22 protein-coding genes are annotated in these 19,711 nt (G+C 64.7%); 15 read left to right on the top strand and 7 right to left on the bottom strand.

The features are described 5' to 3' along the window. Nucleotides 1-18: 18 nt before the first annotated feature. From I6F16_RS06210 to I6F16_RS06200, 3 genes are read left to right on the top strand one after another with little or no spacing between them, the layout of a single operon-like run. Nucleotides 19-462, top strand: coding sequence for a hypothetical protein (locus tag I6F16_RS06210; RefSeq protein ID WP_225111717.1), 444 nt, complete (start codon nucleotides 19-21; stop codon nucleotides 460-462). An 8-nt stretch (nucleotides 463-470) separates the two neighbouring features. Further along, entirely contained in the window at nucleotides 471-680 is a 210-nt protein-coding gene (locus tag I6F16_RS06205) for a hypothetical protein (protein ID WP_036005954.1), read from the top strand. 2 nt (nucleotides 681-682) lie between these two features. Further along, on the top strand, nucleotides 683-1,447 hold the full coding sequence (locus tag I6F16_RS06200) for a hypothetical protein (RefSeq protein ID WP_036005895.1): 765 nt from the start codon (nucleotides 683-685) through the stop codon (nucleotides 1,445-1,447). A 35-nt stretch (nucleotides 1,448-1,482) separates the two neighbouring features. Here I6F16_RS06200 and arsC read toward each other — a convergent pair whose 3' ends face one another. From arsC to I6F16_RS06180, 4 genes are read right to left on the bottom strand one after another with little or no spacing between them, the layout of a single operon-like run. Beyond that, entirely contained in the window at nucleotides 1,483-1,884 is a 402-nt protein-coding gene (gene arsC / locus I6F16_RS06195; RefSeq protein WP_036005892.1) for an arsenate reductase (glutaredoxin), read from the bottom strand. Then, nucleotides 1,881-2,582, bottom strand: coding sequence for an MIP/aquaporin family protein (locus tag I6F16_RS06190; RefSeq protein ID WP_225111718.1), 702 nt, complete (start codon nucleotides 2,580-2,582; stop codon nucleotides 1,881-1,883). Before I6F16_RS06190 ends, arsC begins: the two co-directional genes overlap by 4 nt. Beyond that, entirely contained in the window at nucleotides 2,582-3,109 is a 528-nt protein-coding gene (locus I6F16_RS06185) for an arsenate reductase ArsC (protein ID WP_225111719.1), read from the bottom strand. Before I6F16_RS06185 ends, I6F16_RS06190 begins: the two co-directional genes overlap by 1 nt. Further along, the gene (locus tag I6F16_RS06180) at nucleotides 3,102-3,464 is read right to left on the bottom strand and encodes a metalloregulator ArsR/SmtB family transcription factor (protein WP_225111720.1); all 363 of its coding nucleotides are present in this window, start codon (nucleotides 3,462-3,464) and stop codon (nucleotides 3,102-3,104) included. Before I6F16_RS06180 ends, I6F16_RS06185 begins: the two co-directional genes overlap by 8 nt. Nucleotides 3,465-3,595: 131 nt before the next feature. On the opposite strand from I6F16_RS06180, the gene I6F16_RS06175 reads away from it, so the two are divergent. From I6F16_RS06175 to I6F16_RS06135, 9 genes are all read left to right on the top strand, one after another. After that, nucleotides 3,596-3,913 (top strand): metalloregulator ArsR/SmtB family transcription factor, encoded by a 318-nt coding sequence (locus tag I6F16_RS06175; protein WP_225111721.1) that lies wholly within the window; start codon nucleotides 3,596-3,598, stop codon nucleotides 3,911-3,913. A 48-nt stretch (nucleotides 3,914-3,961) separates the two neighbouring features. Continuing rightward, entirely contained in the window at nucleotides 3,962-5,323 is a 1,362-nt protein-coding gene (locus I6F16_RS06170; RefSeq protein WP_225111722.1) for an NAD(P)-binding domain-containing protein, read from the top strand. Further along, the gene (locus I6F16_RS06165) at nucleotides 5,308-6,495 is read left to right on the top strand and encodes an MFS transporter (RefSeq protein ID WP_225111723.1); all 1,188 of its coding nucleotides are present in this window, start codon (nucleotides 5,308-5,310) and stop codon (nucleotides 6,493-6,495) included. Before I6F16_RS06170 ends, I6F16_RS06165 begins: the two co-directional genes overlap by 16 nt. 60 nt (nucleotides 6,496-6,555) lie before the next feature. Continuing rightward, nucleotides 6,556-7,743: an MFS transporter gene (locus I6F16_RS06160; protein WP_036023230.1), complete on the top strand. Its 1,188-nt coding sequence runs from the start codon at nucleotides 6,556-6,558 to the stop codon at nucleotides 7,741-7,743. Between the two features lie 141 nt (nucleotides 7,744-7,884). Further along, nucleotides 7,885-8,247 (top strand): hypothetical protein, encoded by a 363-nt coding sequence (locus tag I6F16_RS06155; protein ID WP_036005883.1) that lies wholly within the window; start codon nucleotides 7,885-7,887, stop codon nucleotides 8,245-8,247. Nucleotides 8,248-8,340: 93 nt separating this feature from the next. Beyond that, on the top strand, nucleotides 8,341-8,733 hold the full coding sequence (locus tag I6F16_RS06150) for a FixH family protein (protein ID WP_109144389.1): 393 nt from the start codon (nucleotides 8,341-8,343) through the stop codon (nucleotides 8,731-8,733). 80 nt (nucleotides 8,734-8,813) lie between these two features. Further along, the gene (locus I6F16_RS06145) at nucleotides 8,814-10,235 is read left to right on the top strand and encodes an efflux RND transporter periplasmic adaptor subunit (protein ID WP_109144388.1); all 1,422 of its coding nucleotides are present in this window, start codon (nucleotides 8,814-8,816) and stop codon (nucleotides 10,233-10,235) included. Then, nucleotides 10,232-13,423, top strand: a complete 3,192-nt coding sequence (locus I6F16_RS06140; RefSeq protein ID WP_225111724.1) for an efflux RND transporter permease subunit — start codon at nucleotides 10,232-10,234, stop codon at nucleotides 13,421-13,423. Before I6F16_RS06145 ends, I6F16_RS06140 begins: the two co-directional genes overlap by 4 nt. Nucleotides 13,424-13,484: 61 nt before the next feature. Further along, nucleotides 13,485-13,964, top strand: coding sequence for a DUF411 domain-containing protein (locus I6F16_RS06135; RefSeq protein ID WP_036005872.1), 480 nt, complete (start codon nucleotides 13,485-13,487; stop codon nucleotides 13,962-13,964). 232 nt (nucleotides 13,965-14,196) lie between these two features. Here I6F16_RS06135 and I6F16_RS06130 read toward each other — a convergent pair whose 3' ends face one another. Together I6F16_RS06130 and I6F16_RS06125 are read right to left on the bottom strand one after the other, a co-directional pair. Further along, a complete protein-coding gene (locus tag I6F16_RS06130) occupies nucleotides 14,197-14,604 on the bottom strand; it encodes a GFA family protein (protein ID WP_036005868.1) in 408 nt (135 codons plus the stop codon). A 133-nt stretch (nucleotides 14,605-14,737) separates the two neighbouring features. Next, on the bottom strand, nucleotides 14,738-15,817 hold the full coding sequence (locus I6F16_RS06125) for a Cj0069 family protein (RefSeq protein WP_225111725.1): 1,080 nt from the start codon (nucleotides 15,815-15,817) through the stop codon (nucleotides 14,738-14,740). Between the two features lie 447 nt (nucleotides 15,818-16,264). On the opposite strand from I6F16_RS06125, the gene I6F16_RS06120 reads away from it, so the two are divergent. Continuing rightward, entirely contained in the window at nucleotides 16,265-17,149 is an 885-nt protein-coding gene (locus I6F16_RS06120) for a DUF1259 domain-containing protein (protein ID WP_225111726.1), read from the top strand. 164 nt (nucleotides 17,150-17,313) lie between these two features. Further along, nucleotides 17,314-17,508: a hypothetical protein gene (locus I6F16_RS06115; RefSeq protein ID WP_225111727.1), complete on the top strand. Its 195-nt coding sequence runs from the start codon at nucleotides 17,314-17,316 to the stop codon at nucleotides 17,506-17,508. A 66-nt stretch (nucleotides 17,509-17,574) separates the two neighbouring features. Here the strand turns inward: I6F16_RS06115 and I6F16_RS06110 are convergent, their stop codons facing one another. Continuing rightward, complete coding sequence (locus I6F16_RS06110; protein WP_036005860.1) at nucleotides 17,575-18,375, bottom strand: IclR family transcriptional regulator; 801 nt, start codon at nucleotides 18,373-18,375, stop codon at nucleotides 17,575-17,577. Between the two features lie 170 nt (nucleotides 18,376-18,545). On the opposite strand from I6F16_RS06110, the gene I6F16_RS06105 reads away from it, so the two are divergent. Next, on the top strand, nucleotides 18,546-19,706 hold the full coding sequence (locus tag I6F16_RS06105; protein ID WP_225111728.1) for an aminotransferase class V-fold PLP-dependent enzyme: 1,161 nt from the start codon (nucleotides 18,546-18,548) through the stop codon (nucleotides 19,704-19,706). The last annotated feature ends 5 nt before the right edge of the window (nucleotides 19,707-19,711 follow it).

Genomic DNA, 19,711 nt, shown 5'->3' with positions numbered 1-19,711 from the left:
GGAAAGGGGGCAAGGAAAATGAAGCGGAATGCTCTACTGGCTCTGGTGGTTGCAGGTCTGTTGGCCGCGGGATCCTCGCTCGCCGCGCCATTGATCACGGAAGAGGAGGCCAAGCTGCCGCCTCCCAAAGGCGCGGTCGCCGTCGATCAGCGCGGCATCATGCGCGGCCCGAAAATCGAGTTCGTCTCGCCGGGCGCTCCCGCGAATTCTCCTCTGCGGCTGGTGTTGAAATTCCAGTCCTATGGCGGGGCCAAGATCGATCCGGAATCGGTCAAGGTGATCTTCCTCCGAACGCCGAACGTCGACCTGACGCCTCGGGTCAAGCCCTTCGTGCAGCCAGATGGCATCAACATGCAAGATGCGGAGTTGCCGCCGGGCGAGTACACGATGCGTGTCGACATCAAGGACAGCGATGGCCGGCCGGGCACGACCGTCTTCACCCTGAAGGTTGCGCCCAAGTGAGCTCGCAGGTGAACTCGCAAGTGGCGTGCCTCTACTGCCGGTCGGAAAATGCCGAGGGTGCGCTGGTCTGCGCCTCGTGCGGGCGCGACATCGCCGTTCCCGCCACGTTGCTTGCCGAGCGCGACGATCTCTTGCGCAAGCGCGAGGATCTGCGCGATGAACTGAAGCGGGCCAGAGGCGAGATCGAAGCCATTATGAGGCGAGGGAAGTCGCGCTAGCGATGGAATGTCCGTTCTGCGCCGAGACGATCAAGGACGAAGCCATCGCGTGCAAGCATTGTTCGCGCGACTTGCGCGTCGTGCGACCGACGCTCCTCGAGATCGACGAGATCGTTGCCGAGCTGGACAAGCTCAGGCGGGATCTCGATCGCGTCAACGTCCGTCTGGAGCGCTACAACAATCCGTTGCGCTATTACGGAACGCATGCGGTGCTTTATGTGGTCATTCCAGCCCTGCTGCTGGTGATCGCGCATGTGCTCGTGACCATCACCTTCAACGTGTCCCCGATCCCGCTCCGGATTGCATCGATCGCCATACCGCTGCTGTTCGGCTTCGTGGCTTATCCGTTGCACCGGGTATCCGCCCTGACGGCGTTCGTGCTGGCGTTCCTGGCAGCGGCCGTCAGCGTCCTGTCAATGCTGACGGTTACGGGGATCCATGACCATGTTCCGATCCTTCCGACGATCTGGATCGAATGGCGTGAAGTGTTCGAATATGGCGCGAGCATCCTGCTCGCCTTCGTCTCCGGCAACATTCTCAGCGTCGTGATCTTCCAGATCCTGCCGCGTGTGCTGACGCAGGGAGGCAAGCCGAACGCTTTCGCATTCAGGGTGGCGCGGCTGCTCGGGCAGCATGTCGGCGAGGAACAGCTGCGCCGTCGTGCCCGCTTGATTCAGGATCTCATGCAGACCGTCGGGCCGCTCGCGGGCGTTGCTGCCACCGGTATCGGCTCGATCTATGCGGGGTTGAAGGGCTTGCTGGGCTAGCTCGACTGCATCTGTCTCACGGCGCGCCTTCAGGCCTAGCGCGCTTCCACCACCTCGCCGTCCTCTTTCACGAACCGGCCAACCGGATTGTCCAGGAGATCGACCACGGCTTCCGACGGCCGGCACAAGCGCGTGCCCTTTGGCGTCACCACGATCGGCCGGTTGATGAGGATAGGGTGGGCGATCATGACATCGAGGAGCTGCTCATCGCTCCATTTGGGGTCGTCCAGGCCGAGCTCCTTGTAAGGCGTTCCCTTCTCGCGCAGCAGCGCGCGGACCGGAATGCCCATGCTCGCGATCAGTTCCTTGAGCTTGTCCCGCGAGGGTGGAGTCTTCAGATATTCGATGACATCAGGCTCGACGCCGCTCTGCCGGATCATCGCCAGCGTGTTGCGCGAGGTGCCACAGGCGGGATTGTGATAGATCGTGACGGTCATCGAACTGTCTCCGTGATTGCGACCGAGGCGGACGCGCGTGAGCGGCCGAGCAACCAGGTCATCAGCAGCATGCCCGCGAAGGCGCCGCAGAGTTCCGCGAGGATGAATCCGGGCAGGTCAGCGGGGCGAATGCCGGCGAACGTGTTCGTCAGCGACCTTGCGATGGCCACCGCAGGGTTGGCAAACGACGTGGAAGCCGTGAACCAATAGGCGGCCGTGATGTAAAGGCCGACCAGCCAGGGGATGGCCGTCCGCTGAAACCGGATGCCGGCCAGGATCGTCGCGACCAGCCCGAACGCAGCGACCGCTTCGGCGAACCATTGCGGCCCTCCGGTTCGGACCTTGGTCGAGAGGTCGAGCAGCGGCAGGCCGAACATTAGATGCGCCGCCAGCGTTCCCGCGATGCCGCCAGCGATCTGCGCGATCACGTAAAGCGCGGCCTCGTTGACCGGCAGCTCGCGCTTGCCGGTGAAGACGAGCGTCACTGCGGGATTGAAGTGGGCGCCGGAGATCGGACCGAGCACCGTGATCAGGACAACCAGGATGGCCCCGGTCGGCAAGGTGTTGCAGAGCAGCGCAAGGGCGACGTCCTTGGTCAGCGTTTCCGCCATGATGCCGGAGCCGACCACGGTGGCGACGAGAATACCCGTGCCGAGCGCTTCGGCCGCGAGGCGCCGCGGGAGATCGAAACTGTCCATCAGCCGGCCTTCGGCGCCAAATCGGTTGCACCTTCGGAGCGGCCGATCTCGCGCAGCTTGGTGCCGAGCGAAAGCTTGTCGATGCTCCTCAGCGGGAGGTTCACGAATGTAGCGATGCGGTTTCTGAGGTAGCGAAACGCGGTGACGAAGGCCGCCTGTTTCTCCAGTTCTGAACCCTCTGCCGCGGCAGGATCCTCGATGCCCCAATGTGCCGTCATCGGCTGGCCCGGCCAGATCGGACAGGACTCGCCCGCTGCGTTGTCGCAGACGGTGAAGACGAAATCCATCACCGGTGCATCCGGAGCGGCAAACTCCAGCCAGCTTTTCGAGCGCATTCCGTCGGCGGGATAGCCCATCTGTTCCAGCGTGCGCAACGCCAGCGGATGGACTGCGCCTTTCGGGGCGCTGCCGGCGGAGAAGGACTGAAAGCGGCCGCCGCCGTCCTTGCGCAGGATCGATTCAGCCAGGATCGATCGCGCCGAGTTGCCGGTGCATAGGAACAAGACGTTAAACCTGTGATCAGACACGGCTTCGCTCCTTTCGTTTTGGCGAGCAGCACGATTGCAAGGTCTCGACGACGGGGTCGCAAACTTCCGGCCGTCCGTCGCAGCAATCGCGCAGCAGGAAGAGTGCGACGTCGCGAAATTCGCCGAGATTGGCTCGGTAGACGATCGAGCGGCTGTGCCGCTCGGAAGACACGAGGCGGGCGCGGCTCAGAATCGACAGATGCGCCGACAGCGTGTTTTGCGGGACCTCCAAGAGGCGCGCGAGATCGCCGGCCGCAAGACCTTCAGGCTCGTGCCTGACCAGCGTCCGGAACGCCTCCAGACGGGTCGGTTGGGACAGCGCGGCGAGCGCCAGGACGGCTTGTTCAGTTTCCATATATCCAGATTTATGGAATTAAAGGGACCGAGTCAATCTCTGCCAACCTCCGGCGATGGCGCGAGCTCAAATTTCGAATATTCTAGAAATATCGTTTGACAATCGATGTGCACCGGCGCACCGTGTCGCTCATGAAGATCGACGACGCAGCAGCACGCCTGGAAGCCCTCGGAAATCGGACCCGCCTGCAGATTTACCGGGCGCTGGTCCGGGCCGGACATGCGGGCATGCCGGTCGGCCGCTTGCAGGACAAGCTGAAGATCCCGGCCTCGACGCTGTCGCACCACATCAAGACCCTGGTCTCGGTCGGACTGGTCGGTCAGAGCAGGGAATCGACCACCCTGATCTGCCGCGCCAATTTCGACGCCATGCGCGGCCTGGTCGACTTCCTGGCCGCGGAATGCTGTGCGGAAGAAACGGGATGCAAGGATGCGCAGACCGCAGCCTGATTGATTTCGACAATTATTCCATAATTCTAGAAGGATGGAGGCTTCGAAATGGACAAGACGGTAGCGATCATCGGGGCGGGGCCGGTCGGCCTTGCAGCCGCCGCTCATGTGCGCGAACGCGGCATGTCCCCTGTCGTGCTCGAAGCCGGATCCGAGGCGGGACATGCGGTGCGGCAATGGCAGCACGTCCAGCTCTTCTCGCCGTGGGAATACAATGTCGACAAGGCGGCCGCGCGCCTGCTTGCGCCGACGGGCTGGAATTCGCCGGACCCGAGCTCCTATCCGACCGGCGGCGAACTGATCGAGCGCTATCTCGCACCGCTGGCAGCGCGAACGCCGCTGCGCGAGACGATCCGGACCTCGAGCCGCGTCACGGCGATCAGCCGCGCCGGCTTCGACAAGGCGAAGACCAAGGGGCGGGACCAGGCGCCGTTCGAGATCCGCTACCGGAACGGCAAAGGCGACGAAGTGCTGCGCGCCGATGCCGTCATCGACGTCTCCGGCACGTGGTTCTCGCCCAATCCCGCCGGCAGCAACGGTCTGCCGGCGTTCGGCGAACGCGAATGCGCCGGCCGCATCGCCTATGGCATGCCGGCTGTGCGCGGCTCCGCCCGCAGCAGATACGCCGGCAAGACCGTCGCCGTGCTCGGTGCCGGCCATTCCGCGCTGGGCACGCTGATCGATCTCGCGCAACTCGCCGAGGAGGCGCCCGGCACCAGGCCCGTTTGGCTGCTGCGCGGCGACGATCCGGCAAAGGCCTTTGGCGGCGGCCGCAACGACAAGCTTGCCGCGCGCGGTGAGCTGGGCTCAGCCTTCGCCGCGCTCGTGACTGCCGGAAAGATCGCGGTCGAGACCGGCTTCGCTGTCACTCACATTTCGGAGATCGAAGGCCGCCTCAGAGTTTCGACAGGCGCCGGCGTGGCTGCGCGGAGTGTGGTTGCCGATGAGCTGGTGGTGTCGACCGGCTTCCGGCCCGATCTCTCGCTTCTGTCCGAGCTGCGGCTGCGGCTCGATCCGGCGATCGAGGCGCCCCTCGCGCTCGCGCCGCTCATCGACCCCAACGAGCATAGCTGCGGAACGGTGCGGCCTCACGGCGCGCGCGAGCTGGCGCATGATGAGCCGGGCTTTTATCTCGCCGGCATGAAATCCTACGGACGTGCGCCGACCTTCCTGATGATGACCGGATACGAGCAGGTCCGATCGATCGTCGCCGACATCGCCGGCGACAAGAAGGCCGCGGCACGGGTCGAGCTCGTGCTCCCGGAGACCGGCGTCTGCACACGCGGCAGCGTGGCGTCCGCCAGCGCGGCGGGATGCTGCGGCGGCCCGGCCAAGGCCGAACCTTCGGCCTGCTGTGCCGCCGATGAATCCGCCAGGAAGGCGGGCGGTGCGGGGTGCGGCTGCTCATGAGCCGAGGCACTGCAGGCCCGCTCACCGTCGTCATCGCCCTCGGCACCGCGCAGACCATCGCGTGGGCGTCGAGCTACTATCTTCCTGCCATCCTGGCAGCGCCGATCGCGGGCGATCTCGGTCTTGCGCCGACTTACGTGTTCGGCGCGCTATCGGGAGCGCTCGTCATCTCCGGCCTGCTTGGTCCGCGCGTTGGGCACGCCATCGATACGTTCGGTGGGCGCGGCCTGCTTGCCGTCTCGAACCTCGTTTTCGCGGCGGGCTTGCTGCTGCTGTCCGTGGCCTATGGCGTAGCGGTGCTGATCGCAGCCTGGATCCTGCTCGGCATCGGCATGGGCATGGGCCTCTATGAGGCCGCGTTCGCGACGCTTGCGCGCATTTACGGCGCCAATGCGCGACGAACGATCACCGGCATCACCCTGATCGCCGGTTTCGCCAGCACACTCGGCTGGCCTCTCACGACATGGCTCGCCACGGAGTACGGCTGGCGCGCGGCCTGCCAGCTTTGGGCGGTGATCCACATCGGCCTTGCCTTGCCGCTCAACCTTGCGCTGCCCCGTGCCGCTCCGTTGCATCAGGAGGCTGGACCGAGCACGGGCGCAAGCCAGCAATCCGGCGGACAGAGCGAAACCTTCGCAATGATATTGCTGGCGTACATGTTTGCGGCCGCAAGTTTTGTCAGCTCCGGAGTCTCGGCCATCCTGCCAACCATGCTGGTTGCGTTCGGCGCCACGCCGGCACAGGCGTTGCTGGCGGGAGCACTGGTCGGACCGGCACAGGTCGGCGCCCGCCTTCTGGAAGCAGGATGGCTTGGCCGGTTTCATCCGCTGCTGTCGGCGCGGCTCGCCATGCTCATGAATCCGATCGGGGTGCTTGCGCTGGTCGCGGGCGGCCCTTTGCTCGCACCGCTCTTCACGGTGCTGTATGGCGCGGGCAACGGCATCATCACCATTGCCCGTGGTACGCTGCCGTTGGCGCTGTTTGGGCCGGTCGGGTTCGGCAGACGGGTCGGGATGATTTCGCTGCCTTCCAGGGCAACGGGCGCCTTCGCGCCGCTTGCGCTGGGACTGATGGTGGAGCATCTCGGCAGCAGCGCGCTCTGGATCGGCGCGCTGGCCTCGGTCTCTGCATTCTTCGCGCTTCTGCTGCTCCGTGGGGATCACACGACATGAGTCGCTGTCCGATGGGAGGGGAACATTCGTAGCTTGCGCGGCTGGCCGCTGATTGCGGTGATGTGTATCGGCCAGCTCGGCAATCTGCTGCCGCACGTGACGTTGTCCGCGAATTTGGCCCAGCATCTGATGCCGGTGTGGGGATTGTCCGCCGCCGAAGGCGGGATGATGGCGAGCGGCTACGCGTTTGGCTACATGCTGGCGGTGCCCGTGCTGACGACACTGACCGATCGCATCGACGCACGGCTCGTGCTCCTCGGCGGCTCTGTCGTCAGCGGACTTGCGACCGTCGCGTTTGGCATCTTCGCGCAAGGCTTCTGGTCGGGGACCATCATCTGGTCGCTCGCCGGCCTTGGTTTTGCCGGTGCCTACATGCCGGGGCTCAAGGCACTGACGGACCGGCTGCCCGCCGGCGACACCTCGCGGGCGGTCACGCTCTACACGTCGAGCTTCTCGGTGGGCGTCGGCCTGTCGTTCCTGATCGCCCAAGTCCTCGCCGACGGCTGGGGATGGCGGACCGCGTTCTACGTGACCGGCATCGGTCCCATCGCGATGGTGGTCGCGTGTCTCTTGATCGAGAGCCGCAGTCCCGCTCCAAGATCAGGACGCCTTTTGAACTTTGCGCCCGTCTTGGCCAACCGCAAGGCGCTCGGTTACATCTTCGGCTACGGCGCGCACTGCTTCGAGCTCTACGGCATTCGCACCTGGCTGGTCGGGTTCTGGACCTACGTCGTCGCGCATCAGGGTGCGCCCTCATGGCTGAGCCCGGTCCTGATGAGCTTCTGCTTTGCAGTGATCTCCATGCCGGCCAGCATCCTCGGCAACGAGGCCGCACTGAAATTCGGGCGACATCGGGCGATCACGGTGGTGATGATCGCCTCGGCTTGCGTTGCCCTCGTCATCGGCTTGAATGCGACGGCTCCAGCATGGGTGCTGGCGCTGCTGCTGATGATCTATGGCCTGACAGTGCCAGCGGATTCCGGTGCATTGACAGCCGGGATGTCGGCCGCGGCTGTCTCGGAGCATCGCGGGGCGACTCTCGCCCTGCATTCGACCGTCGGGTTCGGCCTATCGGCGATCGGAGCCTGGGGAACCGGGGTTGCCCTCGATGCCGCTGGCGGCCCCCAGAGTGCAGAGGGCTGGTTGCTGGCCTTCATCGTGCTCGCGGCCGGGATCGCGCTCGGCCCGCTCGCCTTGCTATGGTCGCGGACGGCGCGGTCCGACGAGCTGGTATCGAAGTCGCAATAGGCGAGGCAGGATGCGGGCGATCGGCCTAACAGGCCTCGGAGCCTTGGTCACGAATGCTTGACTTTGATCAAAGAATGCTTTCGGCCGCAGACTATGCTACTGAGGCTGCGTTGCGGTTCCAAAAGGTTAAAAGCACGTTTCATGCGGATCGTTCGGACCATCCTGGCATTCGCCATCGCCATCTCCCTGGCGATGCTGCCGGCTGGCGCGTCCGCTTCCGGCGTCGCGATGTCGTCGGGTGACATGAAGGCGGCCATGCAGGTCGGCGGCGACGACGATATGTCGGTGCACGATTGTTGTCCCGACATGAAGGGAACGGGCTCCGACACCGGCTACCAATGCGGGATGGGCTTCTGCTGTGTCGGCGGCACCGTCGCACTGGCGGACATTCGTCCCCTGGCGTTCGAATTCCTTGCCGTCGCGGCAGCGGAAACCGCTATTCCTGCCGATCAGGTCGTCGACTCGCGCGGCGGCAGTCCTCCCTTCCGGCCTCCTCGAATCTGATCTCTCAAGACGCGCGCGGGCACGCCCCGCGCGGCGATGACTGATGTGCGCATTCAAGCGTCGCGGTCGAGATCAATTCATGAGGACAGGACAATGCTTTCCAAGTTCAGCACCGCGGCTGTTGCCGCCACCCTTTCGCTCGCCGCTTCAGTCGCCTTGGCGGGTGCCGGCGATTACGCTTTCGAGCCGGTCAATCCCGAGATGAAGAAGGGCGACGACGTCACGCTCGCCGTTCGCCTGACCAACAAGCAGACCGGCAAGCCGGTGCTTGATGCCGTCATCTTCAAGACGCGCGTCGACATGGCTCCGGACGGCATGGCCGAGATGGAATCGGCGGTCGCGCCACTGCCCTCCAAAGAGCCGGGCGTCTACGCCTTCAGGACGGACCTGCCGATGGCCGGCCGCTATCAGGTCACGCTCTCGGCGAAGGTGCAGGGCGAGCCTGAGACGGTCACCGGCAAGGTCATCGTCAAGGCGATCAAGTGAGCTTTCGGGCGCCGTCGGACGGTGCCCGAACTTCTCTTTCCCATTCACATGGACGCGCGCTCCGAGCGCGCGAAACAACCATGAAGACGTTGCGTCTCTTGACGACTCTCGCTCTCGGCAGTGGCCTCGCCTTTGGCGCGTACTGGTTCTCGAACGAGGGGCGCTGGTCGGTCCATGCCGAGGTGACCCCGGCTGCGGCGCCAGCGGACCGGACTCCGCTCTACTATCGCGATCCGAGCGGCGCGCCGCTTTGGTCCGCCGGGCCAAAGAAGGACGACCGCGGGCGGGACTATCTGCCGGTCTACGATGACGACAAGGCCGCCCAGGCAGAGCCGAAGCCACCGCAGGCGGCTTCATCGCGAAAAATCCTCTACTACCGCAATCCGATGGGGTTGCCCGACACCTCGCCGGTGCCGAAGAAGGACCCGATGGGGATGAACTATATCCCCGTCTACGAAGGCGACGACGCCGATGACGGCACGGTGAAACTGTCGCCCGGCAAGATCCAGCGCAGCGGCGTGAAGTCCGAGCCGGTGGCGCGGCGATCGGTCCAGGTCCTGGTCAAGGCGCCCGGTACGATCCAACTGGACGAGCGCCGCGTCTCGGTGATCGCGATGCGGGCCGAGAGCTTCGTGCAGAAGATCGCGGACGTCACCACCGGCTCCCGCGTCAAGGCGGGCCAGCCGCTGATGGAGATCTACAGCTCGGCGGTCGCCTCCGCGGCGGCCGACTATCTTGCGACCATCACCTCCAAGACCGTCGGCGGGGTCGAGATCTACGGCCGCGGCTCGCGGCAACGGCTGATCAATCTCGATGTCCCCGAGCGGGTGATCGCCGAGATGGAGAGAACGCGTGTCGCGCCCGTCACCATCCACTGGTCGGCGCCGCGCGACGGGATCGTGCTCGAGCGCAACGCGATCGAAGGCATGCGCGCCAATCCCGGCGACGTGCTGTTCCGCATCGCCGACACCTCGCTGGTCTGGGCGCTGGTCGACGTCGCCGAGCGCGATCTCGGCAACATCGCGGTCGGGCAGTCTGTCGCGGTGCGCGCGCGCAGCTTCCCCGGCCGAAGCTTCACCGGCAAGATCGCGGTGATCTATCCACAGGTGAACCGCGAAACCCGGACGGTTCGCGTCCGCATCGAGCTCGCCAATCCCGAAGCGTTGCTGCTGCCGGACATGTATGTCGATGCCGACGTCGACACGGCCGATAGCGCGCTTGTCCTGGCGATCCAGGACAGCGCGGTGCTCGACACCGGCACGCGGCAGGCCGTCCTCGTCGACAAGGGGGACGGGCGCTTCGAGCCGCGGGAGGTGAAGCTCGGCCGCCGCGGCGGCGGCTTTATCGAAGTGCGCGACGGCCTTGCCGAAGGCGAAGCGGTGGTCACATCCGCCAACTTCCTGATCGATGCGGAAAGCAATTTGAAGGCCGCGCTGAAAGGCTTTGCCGAGGCTGCGCCTCAAGCCTCCGACGCCGGCCATGCGACGGGAGAGCACAAATGATCGCCCGCATCATCGCCTGGTCGGCGCGCAACCTGCTGCTGGTGCTGTTCGGCACCGGCTTTGCGGCGGCCGCCGGCTTCTACGCGCTGCTTCATCTGCCGCTGGATGCGATCCCCGACCTCTCGGACACCCAGGTCATCGTCTACACCGAATATCCCGGCCAGGCGCCGCAGGTGATCGAGGACCAGGTCACCTATCCCTTGACGACGGCGATGCTGACCGTGCCGAAATCGAAGGTGGTGCGCGGCTTCTCCTTCTTCGGCGTGTCGTTCGTCTACGTGATCTTCGAGGACGGCACCGACATCTATTGGGCGCGCTCGCGCGTGATGGAGTTCCTGAACGGCGCCACGTCTCGGCTTCCCGTCGGCGTCACCCCGACCATCGGGCCCGATGCGACCGGCGTCGGCTGGGTCTATCAATACGCCGTGATGTCGAAAGAATTGAACCTCGCCGACACGCGCACGATCCAGGACTGGAATCTGAAATTCGCGCTCGCCAAGGCCGAAGGCGTGGCCGAGGTCGCCAGCATCGGCGGCTTCGTCAAGCAGTACAACGTGGTGCTCGACCCGCAGCGCATGCGCGACCGCGGCATCAGCATGCAGAAGATCCGGGAGGCGATCCGTGCCAGCAATGCCGACGTCGGCGGCCGCACGGTCGAGCTGTCGGAGTTCGAATACGTCATTCGCGGCAAGGGCTACATCAAGAGCATCAACGATCTCGGCAACATCGTCCTGAAGACCAGCAACGGCACGCCGGTGCTGCTGCGGGACGTCGCCAATGTCGAGCTCGGACCCGACGAGCGGCGCGGCATTGCGGAGCTGAACGGCGAGGGCGAGGTCGCAAGCGGCATCGTGCTGCAGCGCTTCGGCGTCAACGCGCTCGACGTCATCGAAAACGTCAGGAAGCGTTTCAAGGAGATTGCGAGCAGCCTGCCGAAATCGGTCGAGATCGTCCCGGTCTACGACCGCTCGGGCCTGATCTATTCGGCGATCGACACGCTCAAGCACACGCTGTTCGAGGAGAGTATCGTCGTCGCGCTCGTCTGCATCGTGTTCCTGCTCCATGTCCGCAGCGCGCTGGTCGCGATCTTGATGCTGCCGGTCGGCGTGCTGATGGCGTTCGGCGCCATGAAGCTGCTGGGCCTGGGATCCAACATCATGAGCCTCGGCGGCATCGCGATCGCGATCGGCGCCATGGTGGATGCCGCGATCGTCATGATCGAGAACGCGCACAAGCACCTCGAGCGCGCCGAGCCCGGTCAGTCGCGCGTCCAGATCCTGATCGACGCGGCATCCGAGGTCGGGCCGGCACTGTTCTTCAGCCTACTCATCATCACGGTCTCGTTCATGCCGATCTTCACGCTGGAATCGCAGGAGGGGCGGCTGTTTAGCCCGCTGGCGTTCACGAAGACCTTCGCGATGGCGGCCGCGGCCCTGTTGTCCGTCACGCTGGTGCCGGCGCTGATGGTGATCTTCGTCCGCGGCAGGATCGTGCCGGAGAGGAAAAACGTCATCAACCGCTTCCTGATCTTTATCTACCGCCCGGTCATCAAGGGCGTACTGCGCGCCAAGACGCCGGTGATCCTGGCCTCGCTGGTCGTGCTCGCCGTCACGATCTGGCCGGCGCGGCAGCTCGGCACCGAGTTCATGCCGACGCTGAACGAGGGCACGCTGCTCTACATGCCGACGACGCTGCCCGGCATCTCCGTCACCAAGGCGGCCGAGCTGATGCAGACGCAGGACCGCATCATCAAGTCTTTTCCGGAGGTCGAATCGGTCTACGGCAAGGCGGGACGGGCGGCGACCGCGACCGATCCGGCCCCGACCGAGATGTTCGAGACGGTGGTCAGCCTGAAGCCGAAGGAGCTTTGGCGGGAAGGCGTCACCATCGACGGCCTGATCGCGGAAATGGACAAGGCGCTGCAGTTTCCGGGCGTCTCCAACGCCTGGACTATGCCGATCAAGGCGCGCATCGACATGCTGTCCACCGGCATCCGCACCCCCGTTGGCGTCAAGGTGATGGGCACCGACCTCGTCGAGATCGACCGGCTGGCGAAGCAGGTCGAACGGGTGATCAAGACGGTGCCGGGCACCTCATCGGCCTATGCCGAGCGCGGCATCGGCGGCTACTATCTCGAGATCGTCCCGGATCGCGAGGCGCTCGCCCGCTATGGCATCCTGATCCAGGATGTTCAGGACACCATCGCGGCGGCGCTCGGCGGCCAGACCGTCACGACGACGGTGGAGGGGCGGCAGCGGTTCACGGTGAACATGCGCTATCCGCGCGACCTGCGCGACAATCCCAAAGCGATCGCCAGTGATATCCTGGTGCCGATGCCCGCAGGCGGCGCGGTGCCGCTCGGCGAGGTCGCGAAGGTCGAGCCGGCGCGGGGGCCGACCTCGATCCGGACCGAGAACGGCCAACTCGCGACCTACGTCTACGTCGACATCCGCGATCGCGACATCGGCAGCTACGTCGCCGATGCGCAACGCGCCGTGACTGACAGCATCCAGTTCCCATCAGGATATTACGTGGTCTGGAGCGGTCAGTACGAATATCTCCAGCGCGCCGCGGCGCGCCTGAAGATCGTGGTGCCGGTGACGCTGACGATCATTTTCCTGCTGCTGTACCTGAATTTCAGGGCCATGACCGAAACCTTGATCGTGATGCTGTCGCTGCCCTTCGCGCTGGTCGGCGGCATCTGGATGATGTGGTGGCTCGGCTTCAACATGTCGGTCGCCGTCGCCGTCGGCTTCATCGCGCTTGCCGGCGTCGCCGCCGAGACCGGCGTCGTGATGCTGATCTATCTCGAGCATGCCCTGGCCGAGATCAAGGCGACGTGCAGCGCCGAGGGCAGGGGCCTCACCCGGCAGGATCTCCACGAGGCGATCATGGTGGGCGCGGTCGAGCGCGTCCGTCCCAAGATGATGACGGTCGTCGCCATCATGGCGGGCCTGCTGCCGATCATGTGGAGCACCGGAACCGGGTCGGAGATCATGCAACGAATCGCGGTGCCGATGATTGGCGGCATGATATCGTCGACGCTGCTGACGCTGATCGTGATCCCGGCGATCTTCGGGTTGGTGAAGGGTGTCCGCCTGCCGCCCACGCGCGAGGACAGAGGACAACCGGCTGAGATGCACAAGCCGATCGGCGCCAGATTGCGCGTCGTGGAGCCGGCCGGATGAGGCGAGCCGTGACGCACGATCATATGTCAGGGCGACGGAGTGACAGAAGAGGAAGCCGAAGATGAAGCAACGCGCATACCTGATGACCCGCCGGTCCCTTGTCGGGCTGATGGCCGCGGCAGCTTTTGCAAGGCCCGCCGCGGCAGCATCCGACGCAGCCGCGCTCACGGTGCACCGGGATCCGAGCTGCGGCTGCTGCGCCGGCTGGGTGCAGCATCTGCGGGACGCAGGATTTACCGCCCAGGTGGAGGAGACTCCCGACCTCGAGCCGATCCGGGCGCGTCTCGGCGTCCCCTCGAACCTGGTCGCGTGTCACACGGCAGAGGTCGCCGGTTATGTCGTCGAGGGGCACGTGCCGGCCGCGGCCGTGCGACGCCTCCTCGCGGAGCGTCCAAACGCGAAGGGAATAGCCGTGCCGGGCATGCCGGTCGGATCGCCGGGCATGGAAGGCGGCAAGCCGCAGCGTTACGAGGTCGTGCTGTTCGGTGCCGACGGTCAGAAGCCGTTCATGCGCTTCATCGGCGCGCAGGAAATTGATTGATAAAGGAGCGGACGGTGCTGCGCGATGCCTAAAGCGGAATGGCTTTAGCTGCGGGCTCGGTGCAACCTCTCCCGCTTGCGGGAGAGGTCGCGCCGAAGGCGCGGGTGAGGGCTTTCTCCTCTTGGGGACTATCCCATTGCGGAAGCACCCTCTCCCCAGCCCTCTCCCGCAAGCGGGAGAGGGGGCGCACTTACGTTGTAGCAATCAAACTACTCATTCCGCCTAGCCACCACTACGGCTGCGGCGGATAGCGCTCGAATGCCGGCAGTTCGTGCGCATGCTCCATCCAGCGCAGGCGCTCGGCGACCTGGATCTGTATCGTGGCAGGCACGGCCTCGGGATCGTCGTAGGTCGCGCTCTGGATGTCGATGATCCCCGGCAGGATGCTGGCATTGACGTAGAACAGTCCGGTTCCGCACGCGCTGCAAAAGTGCCGCCGCCCGTGTTCCGAGGAGCGGTAAACCTTCGGCTCGCCCTTCGTCACCTTAACCGCGCCCTCCGGGTACATCGTCCAGCCGACGACAGGAGCGCCGGCGTGTAGCCGGCAATCGCGGCAGTGGCAAAGCGCGTGTACGATCGGCTCGCCTTCGACCTCGTAACGGATTGCGCCACAATGACAGCCGCCGGTGATGGTGCTCATGCGTTCCTCCGATCGAAGATGACGTTTCAGATCGATAGCCCTCGCGCCTTTTGGCTTCAACAACGCAACCAAATCGGGATTGCGTCGTACTGTCGCCTGACAGCTGCTGCCATTTCCGACGAGCGCGACCAGGCTATGTTCGGGCCTCTGTACGTTCGGTCCGCATCAGCCGTTGCTTCACCGTCCGGGCGATCGCAGCCGGCGCCTCCTCGGGGATCGCAAAGCACGAGCTCGCGTTGATCTCGCAGAGCACGTAGGTGTCTGCGCCGGCCGCATCTTTCGGCCCGTACAGGAAGTCCGCATCCCAGATCACCGGCAATGACGACTCATCGATGCCGAGCGTTGCCATCATCTGCGGCGTCCATTCGTCCTCCATCGCTCCTCGCAGCGCCTGGAATGGCGGAGCATCAGGCCCGTGCATGATCCGCGGCCCGGGCTGCGCCTCAGGCGCCTCCGGTCCCTCCGGCGGCGGCGGGATCAGCGCCTTGATCTTCTGGTGTCCGAAGCCTGCGACTTTGGCGCCGCTCATGTAGCAGCGGATCATGCCGTCGGGCAGGCGCGGTTGAAACGCCTGGTCGATGATGCAGCCGCCCCAACCGAAATAGGGCTCGCACCGTGCGAGCAGCGCATCGATCGGCATGTCCTCAGGCATGCTGCCGCGCTGCGCATGCAGCACGCGGACCATGTCTTGGCTGTCGGGCAGGGCCTCCACCTTCCAGACGCCCTGGCCGCCATTGCCGCGGTTCTGCTTCAGCACGCGCGGGCCGCCGGCACGAAGGCGCGCCGGAAACTGGCTGCGGAAGCTTGCGGCGGTGTCATAGCGGTGCGTGTCGGCGCCCCAGCCCAGATGCCGTGTCCGGTAGAGCACCTCCTTGACGCCCATCTTCAGGATGATGTCCGGATGCGCGCTCACCCATGGCCCTTGCGCCGCGACGTCACGCAGCAGGCCGTCGAGCTCGGCGCGGGTCTTGCCCTGGTGGATCGGATCGACCCAGACCAGCACGCCGTCGGCTGCAAGCAATTGGTCGCGGACCGCGCCCGCAAAGCTCTCGTCATAGATCACTGGGAAGGCGTCAATGCCCGCGGCGGCGAGCGCCTCGAAGACGCGGACGAAGCGGCTGTTCTGCGCCGTCGCCTCGCGCCGCGCGGCCGCGTCGCCGCGCGAGAGGATGGCGATGGTTCGGAGGGGAGAGGAGTGACGTTCGGTGTCCATGCGCAAGCTCCACGGAATTGCGTGCTGCGCAGAGCTTGGACCTGGGTCTCACGGGGAGTCTGCATCGTCCCCACGCGGACAATTTATGTGAAACCGCCTCGTCGTTTCAAGATGGCGGCTGGCGGGTTCCTTCAAAGGGTGAACTCTTCGTGACGTGGAGCGGCCGTGCGCCGGTTGACAGTTCTGTCCTGCGGGTTTTTAGTCAGCGCGACGGGGATGTGCGATCTCCCCGTGAGGCGACATGCCCAAGCATCGCGTCCTGATCACCAAGGGCGCAGCATGTCATCACACATCGCAACTCCATTCCACGACCCTCCCGGCATCCGAACCACCATGGCATGCGCCTCCGCGGCGAGTCCGCTGTGTGTGGCGGAACAGCCAGAGCGGCCTCACATATCCGACGTCACCTGGGGCAGGGACTCACCCAGAGCTCAAGGGAGCTGATCCATGCATAGGACTGTTTCGGCACTGATCGGCGTCGCTGCCTGCTTCATCACGAACGCTCACGCGCAGAGCATCGACTGGCAAAAGGTCGATGAGACGCTGGGCCGCAAGCCCACCGTTGCGGACGATGTCCATCGCTACGGCTTCCCGCGCACCGATCTCACCGTGACGTTGGATGGCGTCACGATCAAACCGGCGCTGGCGCTTGGCGGCTGGCTGGCGTTCAAGCCTGCGCATGGCGGAACGATGGTCATGGGTGACCTCGTGCTGCTTGAGACCGAGATCAATCCAGTGATGGCGAAGATGATTACGAGCGGTCTCGAGATTACTGCCGTGCACAACCATCTGCTGCGCGCAAGCCCGGCGACATTCTACATGCACGTCGCCGGACACGGCGACCCTATCAAGCTGGCGTCGGCAATCCGTGATGCGCTCGCCGAAAGCAAGACGCCCCTGACGGTCGCCGCAGCCGGGAATCCGCCCTCTATCGATCTCGACACCGCAAAGCTCGATCAAATCATCGGCGTCAAGGGGCAGGGCAATGGCGGCGTCTACCAGTTCAATGTGAAACGGCGCGACCCGATCACGGAGAACGGCATGCTGCTAACCCCCGTCGGTCCAATGGGCGTCGCGACCGCCATCAATTTCCAGCCGACCGGCGGCGGCAAGGCCGCCATCACCGGCGATTTCGTGCTGACCAGCCACGAGGTGAATCCAGTCATCGCGGCGCTGCGGACGCATGGCATCGAGGTGACGGCGCTGCACAGCCATATGCTGAACGAACAGCCGCGACTCTTCTTCATGCACTTCTGGGCCAATGACGACGCGATCAAGCTTGCTGAAGGCTTGCGCGCAGCGATCGACAAGACCGCCAGCACCAAGAGCTGATCCAAGGCACAGAAAATGCACCGTGAGGCGTTTCAATGATTGAATGTCTGACGTGTTGGGGCAGCCGACGATGCGCGCCGCTTTGGCCTTTGCGTCGCGGGCGTCGGCACGGGCCGGTCTCGTCCTGGCCGCCTATGCTGGCTGTGCTGATGGGAGGAAACGCCATGGCCGAGAGCCTGAATTTTGACGACGCTCCTGCAGGAACAGCGCCGGCAGGGTCCGAAATTTCCGGCCTTCTGTCGATGGCGGGACCCATGGAGAGCCAGCCGGCGATACAGAAGCTGCGCGCCATCCTGCCGCCGCAAGAGCCCATCGCACATGCCCGCGAGTGGGCGAAGTCGCACCGCCCGAGATATTGACCAAGGCCTGATCCGGCTTGCAGGGCGAGGACAATCTCGGTGACTGTGGACGACGTTCGAGCAGCATCAGCTTGCCGACACGGCTTCGCTTACGCCGTCCTCATTGTCCGCGAGGATCGTCTCCGATAGCAGCGCAGCGGCCTTCTGCAGGGGAGCTATGAACCGATCCAGCTCGGTGAAGCTCACCCGTGCCACGGGAACAGACACACCCAGGCACGCGATCAGCTCGCGATCCGGTGAGAGGATGGGAACGGCACAGCCGACCACGCCTCGCACATATTCTTCATTGGTCTTGGCCCAGCCGCGCTTGCGGGTCTCATCGAGCACCTTCATCAGGTGCTCGACGTCCACGATCGTGGTTTCGGTGTATCGCGTCAGCGTGAGCGCGTGGCACAGCTTCTCGCGCGCGCGTTCCGGCAGCCGGCTCATGTAGATCTTGCCGGTCGACGTGCAGTGGAGCGGGGCCGCTTCGCCGGGATTGAATTGCAGGCCTTGAGGTTGCGATACGCGGACGCTGTCGACGTAAGCAACGACGTTGTCCCGCACGACGCCGATCTCGCATTGCTCGCCGATTTCGGCGGCGACGGCGCGGAGCACCGCGTGCCGGCGGGCGGTACGGAAAGCTGCGCCGATGACGCGGGCCGACAGCGTGACCATTTGATTGCCGACCACGTACCGCTTCGTTCCCACGGCTTTCTGAAGCAGCCCGCGCTGTTCCAGATTTCCGATGAGCCGATGCGCAGTCGGCAGCGGCAGGGACAGCGCAGCGGCGATGTCCGCGACCGAGGCTGCTCTGGTCTGGCTGGCGACATAGCCAATGATCGCGAAGGCGCGGTCCAATGGCCCGTCGGTACTCGGCTGCTGCATTTCGCCAGTCTCCACCCGAAGTACAAATTATCATTTTTCGGAACGAAATATACTGGAATATGAAAATTTGTATAGCCACTTTTGTGTCGTGCCCATATCGTTGGCGCTGCTCGGTGGTGAACAGGATTTGTGCAGTGCGAGCCACCGGGGAAGTGCTTCAGGAGATCGGGATGTCAGGCCATTATGACGTCGATGCCGTGCGGAGGGAGTTTCCGGCTGCCGAGCGGATCACCTATCTCGATTCCGGCTTCCAGACGCCGCTTGCGCGCCCCGTCAAAGCGGCGATCGATCGTTTTCTGAGCGAAGGTCTCGAGACCGCCGGCCCGAAGAGCGTCTGGCTCGATCGCGTCGAGCAGACGCGCGAAAAGCTGGCGCGGTTTCTCGGCGTATCGGGCGACGGGATCGCCTTCACCAAGAACACCTCGGAAAGCATGAACATCGCCGCGAATGCGCTGCCGCTGCGCGCCGGTGACAAGGTCCTGATGATCCACGGCGATCATCCGAACAACGCCTACGCGTTCCTCAATCTGCGGCGCAAGGGTGTGACCGTCGCATTCGTGCCGATGACGGAGATCGTGAACGCCGACAGTCTTCGTCCCTACATCGATGCGAGCACGAGGGCGATCTCGATCTCGCAGGTGACATTCCATGCCGGCCATCGTTTCGACATCGAAAGCATCGGCGCCCTCTGCGCGGAGAAGGGGCTCCATTTCGTCGTCGACGTGATGCAGGCGATCGGTGTCGTGCCAATCGATGCGAAAGCCATACGCGCGACCTTCATCGGTTCGGGCAGCCATAAGGGGCTGCTCGTGCCGCAAGGGCTGGGCCTGCTCTATTGGGACAAGTCGAGGGCTGAGCTCGAGCCGACCTATCTTGCGGCTGCGAGCCTCGCTGAAGTCCCGGCCGATCTGATCGCCCGGCCTGACAGGCTCGATCCGGCCCCGAGCGCGCGCCGCTTCGAGCTCGGCAATTTCAATCTTCCGGCGATCCATGCCCTCGATGCCTCGCTCGACATGATCGAAGCGCTGGGCGTCGAGAACATCCAGAACCATTGTTTCGATCTCGGCGATCATCTCATCGCCCGGCTCGATGTGCTGGGCGTTCGCCTGGTCGGCCCTCGCGCGCGGCAGCATCGCGCGCCGCACATCTACGTCATTGCGCTGCCCGCGGCCGAATGGCTCGGCCATTTCGAGGAGAATAACGTCCGCGTGTCGCCGGAGCGGGACGGCATTCGCGTGTCGTTCGGGATGTTCAACACGATTGCCGACGTAGACCGCCTGATCGAGGTCATCCAGCGGCGCGGCGTGAAGCCATCATCGAGAGCCGCATAGGCTGT

Source organism: Bradyrhizobium sp. IC4060 (assembly GCF_020193715.1).
GTDB classification, from domain to species: Bacteria; Pseudomonadota; Alphaproteobacteria; order Rhizobiales; family Xanthobacteraceae; genus Bradyrhizobium; species Bradyrhizobium yuanmingense.
The sequence above is the reverse complement of the archived record's forward strand: the minus strand, read 5'-3'. Positions and strand labels throughout refer to the sequence as shown.